The sequence below is a fragment of the Shewanella sp. NKUCC01_JLK genome (genome assembly GCF_019345615.1).
Classification (GTDB): domain Bacteria; phylum Pseudomonadota; class Gammaproteobacteria; order Enterobacterales; family Shewanellaceae; genus Shewanella; species Shewanella oncorhynchi.
The window spans coordinates 194128-211370 of sequence record NZ_JAHKRD010000002.1; the positions used below are offsets into that span (position 1 = coordinate 194128).

General features: G+C 45.3%; 14 protein-coding genes. 10 read left to right on the forward strand and 4 right to left on the reverse strand.

Going from position 1 to position 17243, the window contains the following annotated elements; all coding sequences use genetic code 11:
- Positions 1 to 163 precede the first annotated feature (163 nt).
- The 4 genes from KO537_RS03130 to KO537_RS03145 all read left to right on the forward strand — a co-directional run bounded on the left by KO537_RS03130 (position 164) and on the right by KO537_RS03145 (position 4351).
- Complete coding sequence (locus KO537_RS03130) at positions 164 to 2248, forward strand: M13-type metalloendopeptidase (RefSeq protein ID WP_219233836.1); 2085 nt, start codon at positions 164 to 166, stop codon at positions 2246 to 2248.
- Between the two features lie 205 nt (positions 2249 to 2453).
- Positions 2454 to 3239 carry a RelA/SpoT domain-containing protein gene (locus tag KO537_RS03135; protein ID WP_219233837.1) on the forward strand — a complete coding sequence of 262 codons (786 nt, stop codon included), beginning with the start codon at positions 2454 to 2456 and terminating at the stop codon, positions 3237 to 3239.
- 173 nt (positions 3240 to 3412) lie between these two features.
- Positions 3413 to 3820: an SMI1/KNR4 family protein gene (locus KO537_RS03140; RefSeq protein ID WP_113939053.1), complete on the forward strand. Its 408-nt coding sequence runs from the start codon at positions 3413 to 3415 to the stop codon at positions 3818 to 3820.
- A gap of 30 nt (positions 3821 to 3850) precedes the next feature.
- A complete protein-coding gene (locus KO537_RS03145) occupies positions 3851 to 4351 on the forward strand; it encodes a DUF4447 family protein (protein WP_173242879.1) in 501 nt (166 codons plus the stop codon).
- Between the two features lie 127 nt (positions 4352 to 4478).
- Here the strand turns inward: KO537_RS03145 and KO537_RS03150 are convergent, their stop codons facing one another.
- Positions 4479 to 7064, reverse strand: coding sequence for a TonB-dependent receptor (locus KO537_RS03150; protein ID WP_113939055.1), 2586 nt, complete (start codon positions 7062 to 7064; stop codon positions 4479 to 4481).
- A gap of 242 nt (positions 7065 to 7306) precedes the next feature.
- Between KO537_RS03150 and KO537_RS03155 the strand changes: the two genes are divergently transcribed.
- From KO537_RS03155 to KO537_RS03170, 4 genes are all read left to right on the forward strand, one after another.
- Positions 7307 to 7846, forward strand: coding sequence for a PH domain-containing protein (locus KO537_RS03155; protein ID WP_113939056.1), 540 nt, complete (start codon positions 7307 to 7309; stop codon positions 7844 to 7846).
- Positions 7847 to 7997: 151 nt separating this feature from the next.
- Positions 7998 to 9272: an Nramp family divalent metal transporter gene (locus KO537_RS03160; RefSeq protein ID WP_173242876.1), complete on the forward strand. Its 1275-nt coding sequence runs from the start codon at positions 7998 to 8000 to the stop codon at positions 9270 to 9272.
- Positions 9273 to 9412: 140 nt separating this feature from the next.
- On the forward strand, positions 9413 to 9877 hold the full coding sequence (locus KO537_RS03165; RefSeq protein WP_168824742.1) for a DUF1456 family protein: 465 nt from the start codon (positions 9413 to 9415) through the stop codon (positions 9875 to 9877).
- 269 nt (positions 9878 to 10146) lie between these two features.
- Positions 10147 to 11835, forward strand: coding sequence for an NAD-dependent malic enzyme (locus KO537_RS03170; RefSeq protein WP_105250164.1), 1689 nt, complete (start codon positions 10147 to 10149; stop codon positions 11833 to 11835).
- A gap of 132 nt (positions 11836 to 11967) precedes the next feature.
- On the opposite strand, the gene KO537_RS03175 is transcribed toward KO537_RS03170, so the two are convergent.
- Entirely contained in the window at positions 11968 to 12402 is a 435-nt protein-coding gene (locus tag KO537_RS03175; RefSeq protein ID WP_105250165.1) for a DUF3069 domain-containing protein, read from the reverse strand.
- 32 nt (positions 12403 to 12434) lie between these two features.
- Positions 12435 to 12959 (reverse strand): phosphatase PAP2 family protein, encoded by a 525-nt coding sequence (locus tag KO537_RS03180; RefSeq protein WP_105250166.1) that lies wholly within the window; start codon positions 12957 to 12959, stop codon positions 12435 to 12437.
- A gap of 220 nt (positions 12960 to 13179) precedes the next feature.
- Between KO537_RS03180 and KO537_RS03185 the strand changes: the two genes are divergently transcribed.
- Positions 13180 to 15036 (forward strand): GGDEF domain-containing protein, encoded by a 1857-nt coding sequence (locus KO537_RS03185; RefSeq protein WP_173242872.1) that lies wholly within the window; start codon positions 13180 to 13182, stop codon positions 15034 to 15036.
- Here KO537_RS03185 and KO537_RS03190 read toward each other — a convergent pair.
- Entirely contained in the window at positions 15033 to 15830 is a 798-nt protein-coding gene (locus KO537_RS03190; RefSeq protein WP_173242870.1) for a transporter substrate-binding domain-containing protein, read from the reverse strand. The two genes, KO537_RS03185 and KO537_RS03190, sit on opposite strands and share 4 nt — an antisense overlap.
- A 174-nt stretch (positions 15831 to 16004) precedes the next feature.
- On the opposite strand from KO537_RS03190, the gene queG reads away from it, so the two are divergent.
- Positions 16005 to 17207, forward strand: a complete 1203-nt coding sequence (queG, locus tag KO537_RS03195; protein ID WP_173242868.1) for a tRNA epoxyqueuosine(34) reductase QueG — start codon at positions 16005 to 16007, stop codon at positions 17205 to 17207.
- The last annotated feature ends 36 nt before the right edge of the window (positions 17208 to 17243 follow it).

Below are 17243 nucleotides of genomic sequence, written 5' to 3' on the forward strand. Positions count from 1 at the left end.
TTTAGTTACATATCACTCAAGATAAATCCACGATAAACACTGTAATGACCTTGTTTCGATTCCTAGTAAGGCATTAACATAGTTCATTGCGCCTGAAGCAATCCCATTTTGCCAAAATAACAGCCCCAATAATGGGCACAATAATAAACTCGAAGGAAACAACATGAGAAAAGTACTCATTGGGGGACTGTGTGCCTCACTTATCGCAGGCCTGACTGCCTGTAATGACAAGGCTGCCGAAGTTAAAGCACCTGAAACTGCTAAAACAGCCACCGCAGCGGCAGTGACTCAAGCACTAGGTTCTGGAATTGAATTTGCTAATTTTGATAAAGCGATTCGTCCACAAGACGATTTCTATAAATACGTTAACGGCACTTGGCTAAAAAACACTGAGATCCCAGCCGATCGCACTAGCATTGGCGCTTTCTACGATTTACGTGAAAAATCACGTGACGACGTAAAAGCCATTATCGAAGAAGTGGCTGCAACACCCAATCTTGCCGCTGGTACAGACGAGCAAAAAGTGGCCGATTTATATCGTTCATTTATGGATACAGAGACACTCAATAAACTGGGAGTCACACCAATCCAAGGCGAATTTGATGCTATTAATGCCTTAAAAGATAAGAATGAATTAGTGAAGTACTTCGCCCACAGCCAAATCGCTGGCGCGGGTACCCCAATAGCATTTTATATCGATATCGATGCGAAAAACTCTAGCCGTTACGCAACGCATCTCTATCAATATGGCCTAAGCCTGCCAGAGAAAGACTACTACTTTAACGAATCAGAACGCTTCGTTAATATCCGTAAGGCATATGTCGCCCATATCGAAAAAATGTTTACCCTTGCGGGTCTTGCTAACCCTAAAGCCAGTGCTGAAGCTATTTTAGCCTTAGAAACGGCCATTGCTGCCAAGCACTGGGATGTGGTTGAAAACCGCGACAGCACTAAGACCTACAATCTATATCAAGTCAAAGATCTACCAACACTGGCACCGGATATCGATTGGGCTGGCTACTTAGCCACTCTTGGCGCTGACAAGCAAACCGATATCATAGTTAACCAACCTAGCTATATCCAAGGGTTAAACGAAGTTTTAAAAACAACTGAGTTAGCCACTTGGAAAACCTATATGCAATGGCAAGTGCTGACGCACGCGGCGAGCAATCTGAGTGAAGCGTTAGACAATGAAAACTTCGCTTTCTTCTCTAAAACCTTGAATGGCCAAGAAGAACAAGAACCTCGTTGGAAGCGTGGCGTTGCAGCCGTCAATGGCGTTCTTGGTGAAGTTGTGGGTAAAGTGTATGTCAAACGTCACTTCACTCCAGAAGCCAAAGACCGTATGCAAGCACTGGTTGAAAACCTGCGTGGTGCTTACGGCGACAGCATCAAAGAATTAACTTGGATGAGCGACAGCACTAAAGTGGCTGCGGCGGATAAATTAGCAAAATTCAACCCGAAAATCGGTTACCCGAACAAATGGGAAGATTACAGTAAGCTGACCATCAAGGCAGACGACTTAGTCGGTAACGCTATGCGTGCCAGCGAAGTTGAACATGCTAAATCACTAGCCAAACTGGGCGCGCCAATCGATAAAGACGAATGGCACATGACGCCACAAACGGTTAACGCTTACTACAACCCAACCATGAATGAAATCGTGTTCCCTGCTGCCATTCTGCAACCACCCTTCTTCAATTTGGCGGCTGACGATGCAGTCAACTACGGTGGTATTGGTGCGGTGATCGGCCATGAAATGGGCCACGGTTTTGACGACCAAGGCGCTAAATTCGATGGCGAAGGCAACATGCGTGATTGGTGGACAGAGCAAGACTTGAAAGAGTTCTCTGCTCGCGGCAAAGCGCTAATCGCACAGTACGATGGTTACGCAGTGTTTGATGATCTGCATGTCAACGGCAGCTTAACCTTAGGCGAGAACATTGGTGACTTGTCAGGTGTGACTATCGCTTATCGTGCTTATAAGAAATCGCTTAACGGTAAAGATGCACCCGTTATCGATGGCTTAACGGGCGAGCAACGTTTCTTCATAGGCTTCACGCAAATTTGGCGCGCAAAAGCTAAAGAAGAAGCCATGCGTAACCGCGTAGCGACCGATCCACACTCACCTGCGGAATTCCGCGCTCTGGGTGCCCTATCTAACATGCCTGAGTTCTACACTACATATGATGTAAAACCTGGCGATGCCATGTATATCGCACCAGAGAAACGCGTAAAAATTTGGTAAGCCAAATTTAAATCACTGTTCAGCGGCATAAGCTGGCCAACAATGGCGCTCACTGTTAAAGGTGGCGCCATTTTTATTTCCTTAAACCACTGAGCCCCATGCGCAAGATGAACAAGTCTTCATGGTTGGTTCAGCTTTAATTAAGCAATAGAAGCCTATGGTGGGTGCGTGACCTGAATAACTCACCCATAAGGAAGTAGGCCGCATGACTAAGTTATTTCGTACTTTTTTTATTTTTCTACTCTTATTATCGAGCCGCGCTGGTGTAACAAATCCTCTCGACATCAGTGACAGTAAAGCAGAACGTGGTAATTACAGTGCAAGACAGGCATCAAGCCATGACCTACATGGTCTATATGCACTCAGCAGTCAGACCTTCGATGCGCCTCATCAACCCTCGAATGACTTATCCGTGCTCCATCACCAAGCCTATGATGCACAAGCTGAACTCGCCCAATTACTCACCAATATTGCCCATTATTCACAGGCACAAGTGATTGTTCCGCCAGTAAAGAGTTACCAAAGAGCAGCCGATAAAGTGGCCACAAAATTTAACGGTGATGCCAGCCAAATTACCGACCTTGCAAGGGCAAGTATTGTGACCGACAGCATTCAAGATCTGATGCAGGCCTACCAAACTTTGAATGAGCACACCCAAGTTGTGAAACAAAAAAACCGCTTTGCTGAACCTAAAGCCTCTGGCTATCGCGATCTCAATCTACTGGTACGCTTACCCCAATCAGGCATGATTGCTGAAGTGCAGTTACACCTACAGGATATCGCTGATATCAAAAATGGTCCTGAACACAAGGTATATGAAAAAGTACAAAGGATTGAGGCCAATGCTCGTAAACAACAACGTTCACTAAGTGAGTTTGAACTCGCGCAGATTGCCCAATTACGTCAAGAATCACATAAGTTGTACCACAAGGCATGGCTTAACTATAAACGGGTTGATGAAGCCAGTTTATTAAGAGCCTCAGTCGCTTAACTAAAAAGCTTCCACTCTTGCGCTGGTTATCTGTAAAGGTGCCAGCGCCTTTTTTTATATTTTACAGTGCCTGAAAAAACATATTAAAAATAAGCTGAAAAATGCACTCTCTCGCATCGAACGTCTTTTTAAGTATATAATCCCGCGCCATAGCCCTATCAGCAGGAAATGCCATGCACGACATTATTGAGCAACTCCAAGAACGCAGCGAAACTGTTCCTGTACCACTCGAATTACCCACATTTGAGCAGCTCGTCGAAGTCGAAGAGCAAATCCTGATTTCATTGCCAAGGGAGCTAAAAGAATACCTGTTGTATGCCAGTGATGTGATTTACGGCACGATAGAGCCAGTAACAGCATCGGATCCCTACTCGCACACCTACCTGCCCGAAGTGACTTGCTATGCGTGGTCCATCGGTATGCCAAGGGACATGATTGCCATATGTCAGCAAGGTGATGCTTTTTACTGTATCGACCAAGATGGTCAAGTACATTTCTGGAAAAACGGCGACTTTACCGATATCTATTGGGAGTCGTTTTGGGAATGGGTTGAAGAAATCTGGTTAAAGATCAAATACTAATTTTACTTTTATTGCATTGAGAACACGATTATGTCTAAGAACATTGGCTTGAATGCCATCGAAATGAGCTACTTACGCCAGTCACTCAGCTTAAGCACGGCTCAAGTTGGTGCTCTGACTAACCATAGCGAAGCCGATGTACTCGCCTGGGAAAGCGGTGAACAACTGGCACCTGAGCTGGCACAAAAGAAACTGCTTGATATTGATGACATCATTGAGATGCAAGTGCTCAACACCTGCGATGGTATCGAAGAACTATTTAAGAAAGAACCTAAGCGTCACTTAGCCTTCGTGGTCTACCCCACTCAAGCGGTTTACACACAATACAACCCCGAATTCTTAAGTTCACTGCCTTTTACTGAGCTGTACAACACGGCCGCTTGGCGCATCAAGAAAGAGTGCAAACTGGTCCTAGAAGTCGACGTCAGCCTAGTGGCCCTCGACGTGGAGGCCTACAAAGCCTTCCGTGAACCGACCAAAATGAGTGAAAGCCGCGAAAGTCGCGCAAAGTGGGCAGCGACGCAGTTATAAACTCAACCGTCACAAGTTTAACCCTATAAAAATAAAGGCCAATATCATTATTGGCCTTTTTTATTAGAGATCACACCACCCATCATAAATGACGCACCATTCCGAATGAAATGACGCTAAGCGGTAGTTAGAAGTTCATCGTGAATTTAGTGTAAATGTAGCGGCCCATAGGATTATGTACTGAAATAACATAGCCGTAGAGATCCGTATCCCCGTCACCGATAGCAAATGGTGGCTCTTCATCAAATACGTTGTTCACGCCTAGTGTCAGCTTGAACATTTCATTGAAGCGATAAGTACCAGACATGTCGACCAATAATTGAGAGTCGATCATACGAGACTTATTACTTTCAAAATCAAGTACACCATCGAAATTGATATCTGGGGTATCTTCAAATTCACCGATGTAACTCAAATTAATATTGGCGGCAAAATTATCCATAGTCCAGTTAGTGGTGAGTAACCAGCGATGTTGAGGGAACTTATACTCACCCGTGTAATCCAGACCATCTTTCTCAAAATTATGTAAGTAGCTGTACTCTAAGCCAAACTTCAAATCCCCATAGCTATCTAGCTCAAAACCATAATGACTAGAGACATCCATCCCTTGTACATCTTGAGAGCTTAAGTTGATAAAGCTTGAATGGATAATACTGATCGGACCTAAAGTTTGACCTAGCTGTGGCGCTAAGCGCTCGCACACTGTGCTATTTTGATCGTTACAATTTGCAGTATAGATATCGCCTAATGGCTGTTTATCAATTTTGTTGTCTTGCGTGATGCTAAAGATATCAAAACCCACATCAAACGTCTGACTCGGCGCCCAGATCATACCGACGTTCCAAGTTTCGGATTCTTCAGCATCCAGCTCAGAGTTACCTTCAAATTCAGTGTTGTAATCTAAGGCTTCACAATCAACATTATCGGCAGCGCAACGGTAAGTATCGACAAAGAAACTACTTTCGCGAGATGGACCAAGACCTATCTGCGCTAACGAGGGTGCACGGAAGCCCGTAGACCAAGACGCGCGCGCCGTTAGCTCGTCAGTCACTCCCCATTGAAAGGCGACTTTAGGGTTAGTCGTTGAACCAAAATCGCTGTAATGATCATATCGACCAGCGAGTTGCAACTCGAAGTTATCCGTGACTGGAATAGATAATTCCATATAAGCGGCATATTGCTCACGGGATGCCGCCGCAGAGACAGCTTCAGTACCAAAAATCAATCCACGTTGGAATTGCTCATCGGGCACATCACTGACATCTTCTTCGCGATATTCAGCTCCCGCCGCCATCATGATGTCGCGACCAGCCAAGGTAAATGCTTGACCAGATATGTTAGCCGCATAAGATGTCATGTTTGACAAACCTTGGCGTACTAAACTGGTGGTAATAGCGTCAATGACCTCTTGTGAGTTCATCGTGCCGCCGAAAGGATTGTAACGACCCGCATCAATTTCACGTTGCAAATAATCTGTTCTTACCCAGCCTTGGCTGCGATCACCCGTTTGAGTCGACTCACTGCGACCTTTTTGAACAGAAGCTTCCCAATCCCACTCTTTTACTACACCGCGTAAACCAGCAACTAAACGTAAACTATCGGATTCAATATCCCAACGTCGCGCCCCCGCATCAACCGTACGGAAGCGACCAATTTCAATATCTTTCCCCCAAGGATTATTCGGGTGAGATCCAGGTACAGTTAAACCAGCATCCTCGTCAAGTGGTGTCGGTGCTCCACCTGCGATTGAGGTATTGTGCTGCGCCGCTAACTCTAAAAATGCTGTTAAATCATCATTAAAATGATAGTCAAATTGGCCAATAGCCCCTACGCGCTCCGCAGCCGGCGCAACAAAATTGTATGAGCCGTACTCAAATAAACAACTTCCACTCGCGGTTGCACTATCAGCAGGACAAGCAGGATCGATAGTTTTAACACCATCAACATAGAAATACCCAGGAAAACCACGGGAAGAACGAAAATCTTCACCACCATAAGGTGATTGATTTGAAACACCAAAACGTCCTAAATCAGTCGCAGCTAAAGTATCATTTTTGAAATAGTCGAGGATAACGGAAGCACTGCCCTTATCGGACTTCATCCCCCACACCATATTCGCTGTCGTTTCATCGTAGCCAGTGCCTGAAGCATCACCGTAGCCAAGATTGACCTCAATGCCTTCAATATCTTTTTTCAGAACAATGTTAACCACACCCGCGATCGCATCAGAACCATAAATAGCCGATGCACCGTCCTTCAGTATGTCGATACGTTCAATAGCTGATACCGGAATATTATTGATATCAACAAAGGAATTAGTGATACCTTCGGCAAAAGCACTCGCCGCAACACGACGACCGTTAATTAACACTAAGGTCGCGTCTGGGCCTAAACCACGTAGACTGATAGATGCGCCGCCGTTGGCGGTTGAATCTTGGCTGTTTCCTCGGGTAGAAAACGCGCCAGCACCATTGGCAGGCATGCGTTCAAGTAATTGCTGCAGGTTATCAAATCCCATATTGGCAATATCGTCTTTACTGATCGATTGAATAGGGGAAGGGCCTTCAATATCGGTACGTTTAATACGGGAACCCGTTACTTCAATACGTTCAACTTTTTCTGCACCTTTATCGGCAGCATGGGCCACGGTTGGCGCATATGCCATAGCAATTGCGATTGCACAAGCACTGGGTAGAATCTGAGGTCTGTTCATACATTTCCCTTGTTTTATTTATCTCATTAAAATTATTTTAACAATAAGAAAACCCTAAATTAACAATACACAAGGTAATGAGTTACAAACCAAAGTCAATGGCAGAGAAATAAAAGTTAAGCTTTTGTTACATTTGAGGCAGTGTATTTTCCTCATACGAGAATCAAAGAAGGTCTAAGCACTAAAAATTCAACCTACAAGACAAGTCGCAGTATTTGAATATCAGAATTAAAGGAAGAAATATGGAAGACAAGATTATTTATCAAGCAGAGTTTGAAACCCATTTAGGTTGGTATTGGTTGCTTTCAGGGGCCGCCTATTTCAGCCTAAGCATAATAGGTATTCCCTTGTTATTACTTTGGTTTCCAATAGGGCTGTGGGGGACTCGCCGCTATATTAACAACATGAGTGCCGAGCTCACCAGCAATAAACTTATTGTCAGGAGGGGCATATTAACTCGTACTGAAAACACTGTGCCTTTGGACAAAATTACCGATATGGCATTGATCCAAGGCCCAATTATGCGCCTATTTGGTCTGCATAAACTCACGGTAGAAACCGCAGGGCAATCGGGCGCAGGCGCATTGATAAGCTTAGTCGGCATAGTCGATGCGCCTCGATTTAGAGCCCGCGTATTAGAACAAAAAGAACGGCTTACCCAGCCCTTGCACCCAATAAGCCCATCGGCACAGCCAGATAATACGCTGTTACAAATCGTAGTCGAAATGGCTGCAAGCTTAAAACGCATTGAAACTTTACTCAGTCAAAAATTAAACAGATAAATTGAATAAAACGACTTTTAGTTCAATCACTTTACCTTTAATGTTGAGCCACTCACTTAGCGTTAGCGCGGCTTTAACATGAGCGCAGCCTTAACATGAGGGAGTGTTCGATTCCCCAGATTAATTTTCAACAGGCATTTTTAATAACGACATGACAGAATCTTCAGTAACTTCTCCTTCATCCTCTTGGATGACACACCTAACTCTCGGCATTAAAGCCATGGGCCCAGGTGTTCTTATGGCCGCCGCGGCGATTGGCGCATCCCATTTAGTCGCCTCGACTCGGGCGGGCGCCGAATTTGGTTGGCAACTAGCTTGGGTTATTCTTGGGGTGAATTTACTTAAGTATCCCTTCTTTGCAGCTGGCGCACGCTACACAGCTGCCACAGGGGAGAGTCTACTGCACGGCTACCAAAAACAGGGCCGAGGTTACTTACTGCTGTTTACTGGGCTCAATGTGATCGCCGCCATTGCCAGTACTGCAGGGGTATGCATGTTAACCGCCGCTATGTTGACCCAATTTATTCCGCTGCCCATCGATTGGTTAGCCCTGCTGGTATTGCTAAGTTCATTGGCTTTACTGATTTTAGGCCATTATCAACTCCTTGATAGACTCACTAAGATCATCATGTTCGCCCTAACCTTAACCACCTTAATTGCCGTGGCCTTAGCTTGGGATCACGCTCAACCATTAGCGAGCAATTTTGCCTCTCCTTCACCTTGGCAATGGGCCCATGTGGGATTTCTGGTCGCCATGATGGGTTGGATGCCAGCCCCGATTGAAGTCAGCGCTTGGAATTCTCTCTGGTTGCTCGAAAAACAAAAAAGCCAGACAGTGACGAAAGCGCAGGCGCTGCTCGACTTTAACTTAGGCTATATCATCACTGCGATCCTCGCGATCGTGTTTTTGTCCTTGGGCGCTTTAGTGATGCATGGCAGTGGCGAACACTTTTCAGATTCCGGCGCGCAGTTTGCTAATCAATTGATTAATCTTTACAGCCAAGTGATGGGCGGCGAGAGTCGTTATCTTATTGGTATTGTGGCATTTCTGTGTATTTTCAGCACAACAGTTACAGTGATTGATGGCTATAGCCGTACCTTAGATATGGGCTGGCAGTTACTCACCTCAAAGACCAGTTCAGACAAACGCCTCACAGGGATCATGCTCGCCATCAGTGCCTTTGGCTTATTACTGATCCTCTTCTTTAAAGGTGCACTCTTACCGTTACTCGAGTTTGTGATGATCTTGGCCTTCATGACCACAGTCATTTTTGCTTGGTTAAATTACCGCTTAATGACCAGCAAACAGCTCCCCGAGACAGACAGATATGGCGCTAAGATGAAACTCCTCTCTTGGTTTGGCCTGATTTATCTACTGATTTTCGCAGCACTGTTTATCTATTGGTACAACATCATTAAAGGTTAATTGCCAGAATGTTTATGCCGGAGCAATAAATGGCCTTAACTAACTGCCATTAAATTCCCGCTGAATTCTGCAATTAAGGTGGTTTGGGTATATAATGCGGGCTCTTAAACCAGATAGCGCAGCCGCGCCAAGAGATGACCATGATTAATAATGATATTTTGCGCCGTTTGCGCTTCGTGTTTGATTTTAGCAATGCAAAAATGATTAAAATTTTTGCTAAAGCTGGAAGAGAAGTGCCTGTCGAAGAGATGATTGATCTTCTACGTAAAGAAGAGGAAGAAGGTTATAAAGCTTGTAACGACACGACCTTATGTCAGTTTTTAGATGGTCTTATCATAGAGAAGCGCGGTCTACGTGAAGGTGCAGAAATTCCAGCGCCCGTTTCACGTTTAAACAACAACCTCATCTTTAAAAAGCTGAGAGTTGCCCTCGAAATGCGTGAAGAAGACATAGTAGCAGCTTTGGCTTTAGCCGAAGTGCAAATGTCAAAATCAGAGCTAAGCGCCCTGTTCCGCAATCCAGACCACAAGAATTTTAAAGAGTGTGGCGATCAAATACTGCGTAACTTTATCCGCGGCTTATCACTTAAGTATCGCGGCGTATAACGCTAAACTTATGACATAAAACGCAGCTTAGGCTGCGTTTTTTTATATCCGTTTTTATCTACACCTGAGCTTGTTTGGATATAAACAAGACCTTAACAATTCCATCTCAACAACCTCAGAAATCCTGTTTAAAACAGCTGACTTTTTTACTGCTGCAAAAAAAACCACAAATACCTCGTTCCACGAACAACAAAGATCACATTTCATGATAACCTTACGTGACTTACAGCACGTATTGACCACTTAAACAATAACTCAAAAGGTTACCCATGGACGATAATAAACGCCCCCTCTATCTTCCGTTTGCAGGACCTGCCATTCTTGAAGCCCCACTGATTAACAAGGGCAGTGCATTTTCTGAAGAAGAGCGTATTTTCTTTAACCTCGAAGGCTTAGTCCCCTATGCCATTGAAACGATTGAGGAGCAGGCTTCTCGCGCCTACGATCAATTTAGAAGTTTCAATAACGACTTAGACAAGCATATTTACCTACGTAATATCCAAGACACAAACGAGACCTTATTTTATCGTTTAGTGCAAAATAACATCAGCGAGATGATGCCCATCATCTATACGCCGACGGTAGGTTTAGCTTGTGAACGTTTCTCGAAAAACTATCGCCGCAACCGTGGTTTGTTTATCTCCTATCCGAACAAAGATAGGATCGATGACATCCTCAATAACTCGACTCGTCAAAAAGTTAAAATTATCGTAGTCACTGATGGTGAACGTATTTTAGGCCTTGGCGATCAAGGTATTGGCGGCATGGGGATCCCTATCGGTAAGCTGTCACTCTACACTAGCTGTGGCGGTATCAGTCCGGCTTATACCCTGCCTATTACCTTAGATGTAGGCACAGATAATCCGCAGCTGTTAGAAGATCCTATGTATATGGGTTGGCGCCATCCACGCATCGGTGGCGAAGAATATGCCGAGTTTATCGAAGCCTTTATGCAAGCCGTCCACGTGCGTTGGCCGGATACTTTGATCCAGTTCGAAGACTTTGCCCAAAAGAATGCCATGCCGATCCTAGAGCGTTATAAGGATCGCTATTGCTGCTTTAACGATGATATTCAAGGCACTGCTGCGGTTGCTGTTGGTTGCTTGCTCGCCGCGTGTAAGGCTGCAGGCACTGAATTGAATCAACAACGTATCGCCTTCCTCGGTGCTGGTAGTGCCGGTTGCGGTATTGCCGAAGCTATCGTGGCACAAATGGTGTCTGAAGGGATCAGCGACGAGCAAGCTCGCACTCAAGTGTGTATGGTTGACCGTTGGGGCTTATTGCTGGACAACATGCCTAACCTGTTGCCATTCCAGCAAAAATTGGCGCAGAAATGCACCAACATCCAAAATTGGAGCAATTTCAGCGACAATATTTCACTGCTCGATGTGGTTAACAACGCCAAGCCGACAGTGCTGATTGGGGTATCTGGCGTTCCGGGTCTCTTCACCGAAGAAATCATCCGTGCTATGCACAGCCATTGTGCTCGGCCGATTATTTTCCCTATGTCGAACCCCACCAGCCGCGTAGAAGCGACACCGAAGGACATTTTGCATTGGACCTCAGGTCAAGCACTCGTCGCTACGGGCAGCCCATTCGAGCCTGTGGTTGTCGATGGTGAAACCTATGAAATTGCCCAGTGCAACAACAGCTTTATCTTCCCAGGTATTGGCTTAGGCGTATTAGCTTCTGGCGCACGTCACGTATCCGATGCCATGCTGATGGCTTCAAGTCGCGCACTTGCCGAATGTTCGCCACTGGCAATCGATGGTACAGGTCCACTACTGCCTAAACTGGAAGATATCCATGCGGTGAGTAAGCATATTGCTTTCGCCGTAGGTAAAGTCGCAGTTGAACAAGGGTTAACGCTGCCAATGAGCGATGAGATCTTACAGCAGTCGATTGAAGGCAATTTCTGGAGTCCAGAATATCGCCGTTACAAACGCACTTCGTTCTAAGCATAGCGTTGCCGCGACTTAAGTTGCAGTAAAACAGCTTAGTTGAGCGTTTGTGCTAGCCAGCAAAAAGCCCGTTACTTTGCAGTAACGGGCTTTTTCATTTCAGGCACAGTTTTTCATTTCAATAGAACACTAAGGTGCCATCACCTGTTTAAAGCTATTGAGCAAAGCGCGATCGGTACGCGCTTTCTTCAACTTACGTAGGCTTTCTTTGAGCGATTCATCGGCTAAGCGCGTAAAAATGCCATTATATTCTTGCTCTTGGATTGCACTATCGGTATCGGCTTGCTCAGAAATTTCTTGGGCGACACGACTCAATTGCAACCAAGCATTCGCGATATAGAAACCGTGGAATGCGGCTTGTTCCATTAGATTACGTGCACTGGCAGGTAAAGATGCCCAAGCTTGGCTAAATTTACCTTCCCTGTCTTCCAACAGTTCGGCACACAAACCTTGGTACGCTGCTAATAAGTCACCCGGTAATTTAGCCATTGGTAATACTTTATTCGCAACATTGTAAGAAATCTGCTCGGCAGTTTCGCGGTAAACAGCTGATAATTCGCTCATAAAAATCTCGATTCACATCCCAAAAAATAGTCTTAAAACTGACCACTCACATATAAACCATAAACGCCGTTACCCGCAATCGGCGTAACTGTAATCCCCTCATAGGGTTGAGTAAAATACCAACCCGCCAGCGCTCCAATCGCCGCGCCAGCTAACACATCCTCGAGATAATGTTGGTCGCTCGCCACTCGTGTGTAACCCACATAAGATGCGGCAACATAGGCAGGTAAACCATATTGCCAACCATAGCGCTGCTGAATAAACGTCGCCGCCATAAAGCTGTCTGAGGTATGACCCGATGGAAACGAATCATCGCCACTATCGTCTGGCCTGTCTTTACTCACACTATACTTAAGACCTTCAACAATTAACCGACTCGACACCGCTGCCTGAATTAACTGCCAACTACCGTCATAACCCTCTTCATAAAACAAGGTCGCGCCCATCGCAGTAGCGGGTAATAATAAATGCAATACATCGCCAGAGGTTTCTAAATCTGAGCCTGCCCAGCTAGTGCCACTCATCATGAATAATGCGGCACAGAGTAATTTCTTCAAGGGTGATTCCTTTGTGGGATAATAACCAAGGCGGAGTTTATACCTTGATCATTAACCGAATGCAAAATTGCTATACATCTATATTAAAAATGAACAAACAAGTTATGCTAAGCTAATAATTAGCTATTGATTTTAATGCGAACAGGAATCTTTTTTGCTACATAAACTTAGGTATTTATCATTCTCCTTATTGCTGCTTCTACTGCCGCTTAGCAACACTATGGCAGAAGAAAAAACTCAGGTTGATAAAATATTTGCAAGATTTGAAAGCGGCGTCCCTATGACCCGTGAAGAAATCGAAAGCAATCTAGTGTTATTAAGCAAACTAATTTCAACTGACGATGTCACCCGTCATGAAAAGCTGCAACTGCTTAAATGCTGGGATCAGAATACAGAAAACGACACCGCTATTGCACTGGCACTTAAAAATACTAACCAAGCACTGAGCAATATTCCGCCAACCGCCTCCCCCCATTTCATTACCGACCTCACGCTCTGCCGCTCTTGGTTTCTGCAATTAAGTGGTGATATGGATGGCGCGATGGAAGGCTATAATCTCAGTGTTAAACGTGCCTATGAGCATGAAGACCTTAAGCTAATCGCCGACTCGCGCAGCATTCGCGGCGCACTTTACTCTTATATTGGCGATTTTTCTGCGGCATTAGACGATCTCGTCACTGCACAAGATCTCTATGAATCACTCAATTTAAGCGGTTGGGCTAACATTAACCTTGCCGATGTTGCTACCAGTTTTAGACGTTATGGCGATCCCCAAAGTGCAATCCGCTATTACACCAAACTCAAAGCTCTCTATCTAAAAAACAATAACCAAGAACAGGCAATGTATGTCAACTCGGACATTGGCCTTGCCTTAGATGAACTCGGTGAACATCAACAGGCCGTAGATAATTTCTTAGTAAGTTATCAATACTTCAAGGAACATCAGCAGGAAAAAGTGGCAGCAACTATGGCAACGAATATTGCCTACAGCTTAATCAAACTCAATCGTCTAAACGAAGCCGAAAAGTATTTAATCGAAGCCGATACTGTTATTAATGAAAAAGATCTGACCGATTACAGCTTCATGAAGCTTTTTATGGCCGAGATAAAGTTTCAACAAGCTCGCTATAAAGAGGCGCTTACCGAACTTGAGCAAGGGGAAAAAGCCTTTCGCACTCTGCAGAATAATCGGGGACTCACTCAACTGCTGCAGCTTAAAAGTAACATATATGTGGCTATGAATGATTTATCTGCCGCCTACGGAGCGCTGCAAGAATTTGTTACCCTAACAAAAAAAGTCGATGGCAATTCTCTCTCCCATCATACGACAGAATTAAAGGTCAAGTTTGATACCAGTCGGATTGAATCTGAAAATCAACGCTTGATTGAAAACCAAAACCTTAAAGAACAAGAGCTCGCGCTACTCGAAAAGAACAAATCACTGCAACACATTATCCTATTACTAGCGGGCTTTATCCTGACGATAGTGTCTATATTCGCTTATAAACAAGTACATAGAAATCGCCAACTGCAAGTTATTGCCCTCACGGATTACCTTACCAAACTCCCTAATCGTCGGCATATTTATGCCCAAGCCGCGAAATATTTTCAGCAAGCCTTAAAACATCAAAGCCCTTTTTCAGTGATTATTTTTGATGCGGATCACTTCAAAAAAATCAACGATAACTTCGGCCATGAATTAGGCGATCGCGCCCTTATGACCATTGCAAATGCAGGCCGAGCCTTATCAGGTAATAAAGACCTCGTTGGCCGCATCGGTGGTGAAGAGTTTTTAATCCTATTGCCTAACACTGACGCCACAGGTGCGTTAGCGCTGGCGCATCAATTGCAGAACCATATTAGCCGCCTTAGCGCACAGAATTTACCAGCAGAACTCAAATTAACCGTTAGCGCTGGTGTCGCCACTTTAGAACCACAAAATAATACGGAAGATGCATATCAAGATAAAGATTTTGCCACCTTGCTAAAGCGGGCCGACAATGCTCTTTATGAGGCTAAAAATGCGGGCAGAAATTGTGTGAAATCAGCCAATAATGAGGCTTTAAGAGAGAATTAAACGGCCTTATGCCAAAACACTTGATGTTGTAATGGCGGTGGCAAAGTGCCAAACCATGTCTGATACAGACGACTAAATTCACCCGAGTCTTTCATTTTCTCAAGCTCTGTTTGCCAACTGATAACGGTTTCCGCCGACGTCCCTTTAGAAAAAGCTAAATAGAGATTAATCTCCGATACCACAAACACTTGGCGGATATCTGTCTCACTCGCGCCAACCTCTTCGAGTATCTGCTTTACCGCAAGATCCGCTTGGCACCAAAAACGAATTCGAGAAAACAGCAACTGTTTCGCCGATTGCTGTGGAAAACTCGCCACCAGCAAATTATCCACGCCCGCTTGTTGTAGCAACTGCGCACCCGCCGATTCCCGATAAACCCCCACAATATCTGTCGATTGAAGTTCAGCAAGTTGATCGAGAGCGATAGGATCTGCCGCCCTTGCGTACAATGCAATTTTGCTGGTCGCAATAGGACCGATAAAATCAAACTGCTCAGCTCGTTCATCATTAATTGACGTAGCAAAAAGTAAAACGTTCGCAGAGGTATTAGCAATCGAATACGCCCGAGCCCAAGGTAACACATCGATTTTTTCACTCTGACCCAGTCTTGATTGCAAGGTATTGACTAAGTCCACCGCAAAACCTTGCGGCACACCATTTTGCTCGTAACTCATGGGAGGCCAAGCTTCGGTCACCAATTTCAACTTGTCAGGCGCCGCAAAAACAAGATTAGGCATCAGGCCTAATAAGCTCATCGCAAGAAAACACGCCCTAAGGGGAATCGCACTCAGCATACGAATACCAAACGATAAACAGTAGACCTAATCATAGACTCAATCCCAACAGCAAATAAACAAATACCCCAAAGAAAATATCGCCTCACGCCCCCTTCTGAGTAAACTCGTCCTCAATAAGTGAAAACTGCTATCATATTGCCACCTAGCCAAGAGCCTCGCTGCAATCAATTCATGTCAACTTTAGTCAATCAAACCCCAAGCCAATCCTATGCCAGCATGCTGTCGCGGCTCGCTCTGCAAATTAAAACGTGGGGAAAAGCACTCGGATTTGCGCAGGTTGGCATTTGCGATACGGATTTAACCGCTGAAGAAGCCAAACTCCAAGCATGGCTAGACAAAGGTTTTCATGGCGAAATGGCCTATATGGCTACCCATGGCATGATGCGCGCTCGCCCGCAAGAACTGCATCCGGGCACAGTGCGGGTGATCTCCGTACGGATGGACTATTTGCCACCCGAAGCTGGCTTTGCAACGAATCTCACCGATCCCAACTTAGGTTATATTTCCCGTTATGCCGGAGGTCGCGACTATCACAAGTTGATCCGCGCTCGACTTAAAAAGCTCGGAGATCAAATCAGTGCAGAGTTAGTTGCTCTCGGTTTCGATGCCGCTGACTTTCGCCCCTTTGTTGACTCAGCCCCTGTACTTGAGCGCCCCTTAGCAGAAAAAGCCGGTATAGGCTGGACAGGTAAACACTCACTCATACTCAACCATGAGGCTGGCAGTTGGTTCTTTTTAGGTGAGCTACTGATCAATTTGCCTCTACCTGTGGATATTCCCATTCAAGAAGGCTGTAACACTTGTGTCGCCTGCATTACCTCCTGCCCAACGGGTGCAATCGTAGAACCTTATGTGGTCGATGGCAGACGCTGTATTTCCTATCTCACCATTGAACTGCAGGGCGCTATTCCCGAAGAATTTAGGCCACTCATGGGCAATCGCATCTATGGCTGCGATGATTGCCAACTCGCGTGTCCCATCAATCGCCAAGCGCCGCTGACTGAAGAAACTGACTTTCATATTCGTCCGCAGTTAAAGCAACCTGACCTTCTCAGCCTTTTTGCTTGGAGCGAGGCCGAGTTTCTTAAACAAACTGAAGGCAGCGCCATTCGTCGCATTGGACATAAACGTTGGCTACGTAATATTGCAGTAGCACTGGGTAACGCTCCCGCGAGCCCAAGCATTATTGCCGCACTTAACGCCCGCAATCACAGCGAAGATATCGATGAGATAGTGCGTGAGCATATTGAATGGGCGCTTAATGCCCAGCAATCGCGCCTTGCTGAAAGCGCAGCAACTGAACAACAAAAAGCCCGCCGCAAAACCGAGCGCATGGTGCGCATTATCGAAAAAGGCTTACCGCGAGATGCTTAAGTCAATCGGCAAGCAATAAACAACGGATGCATAAGC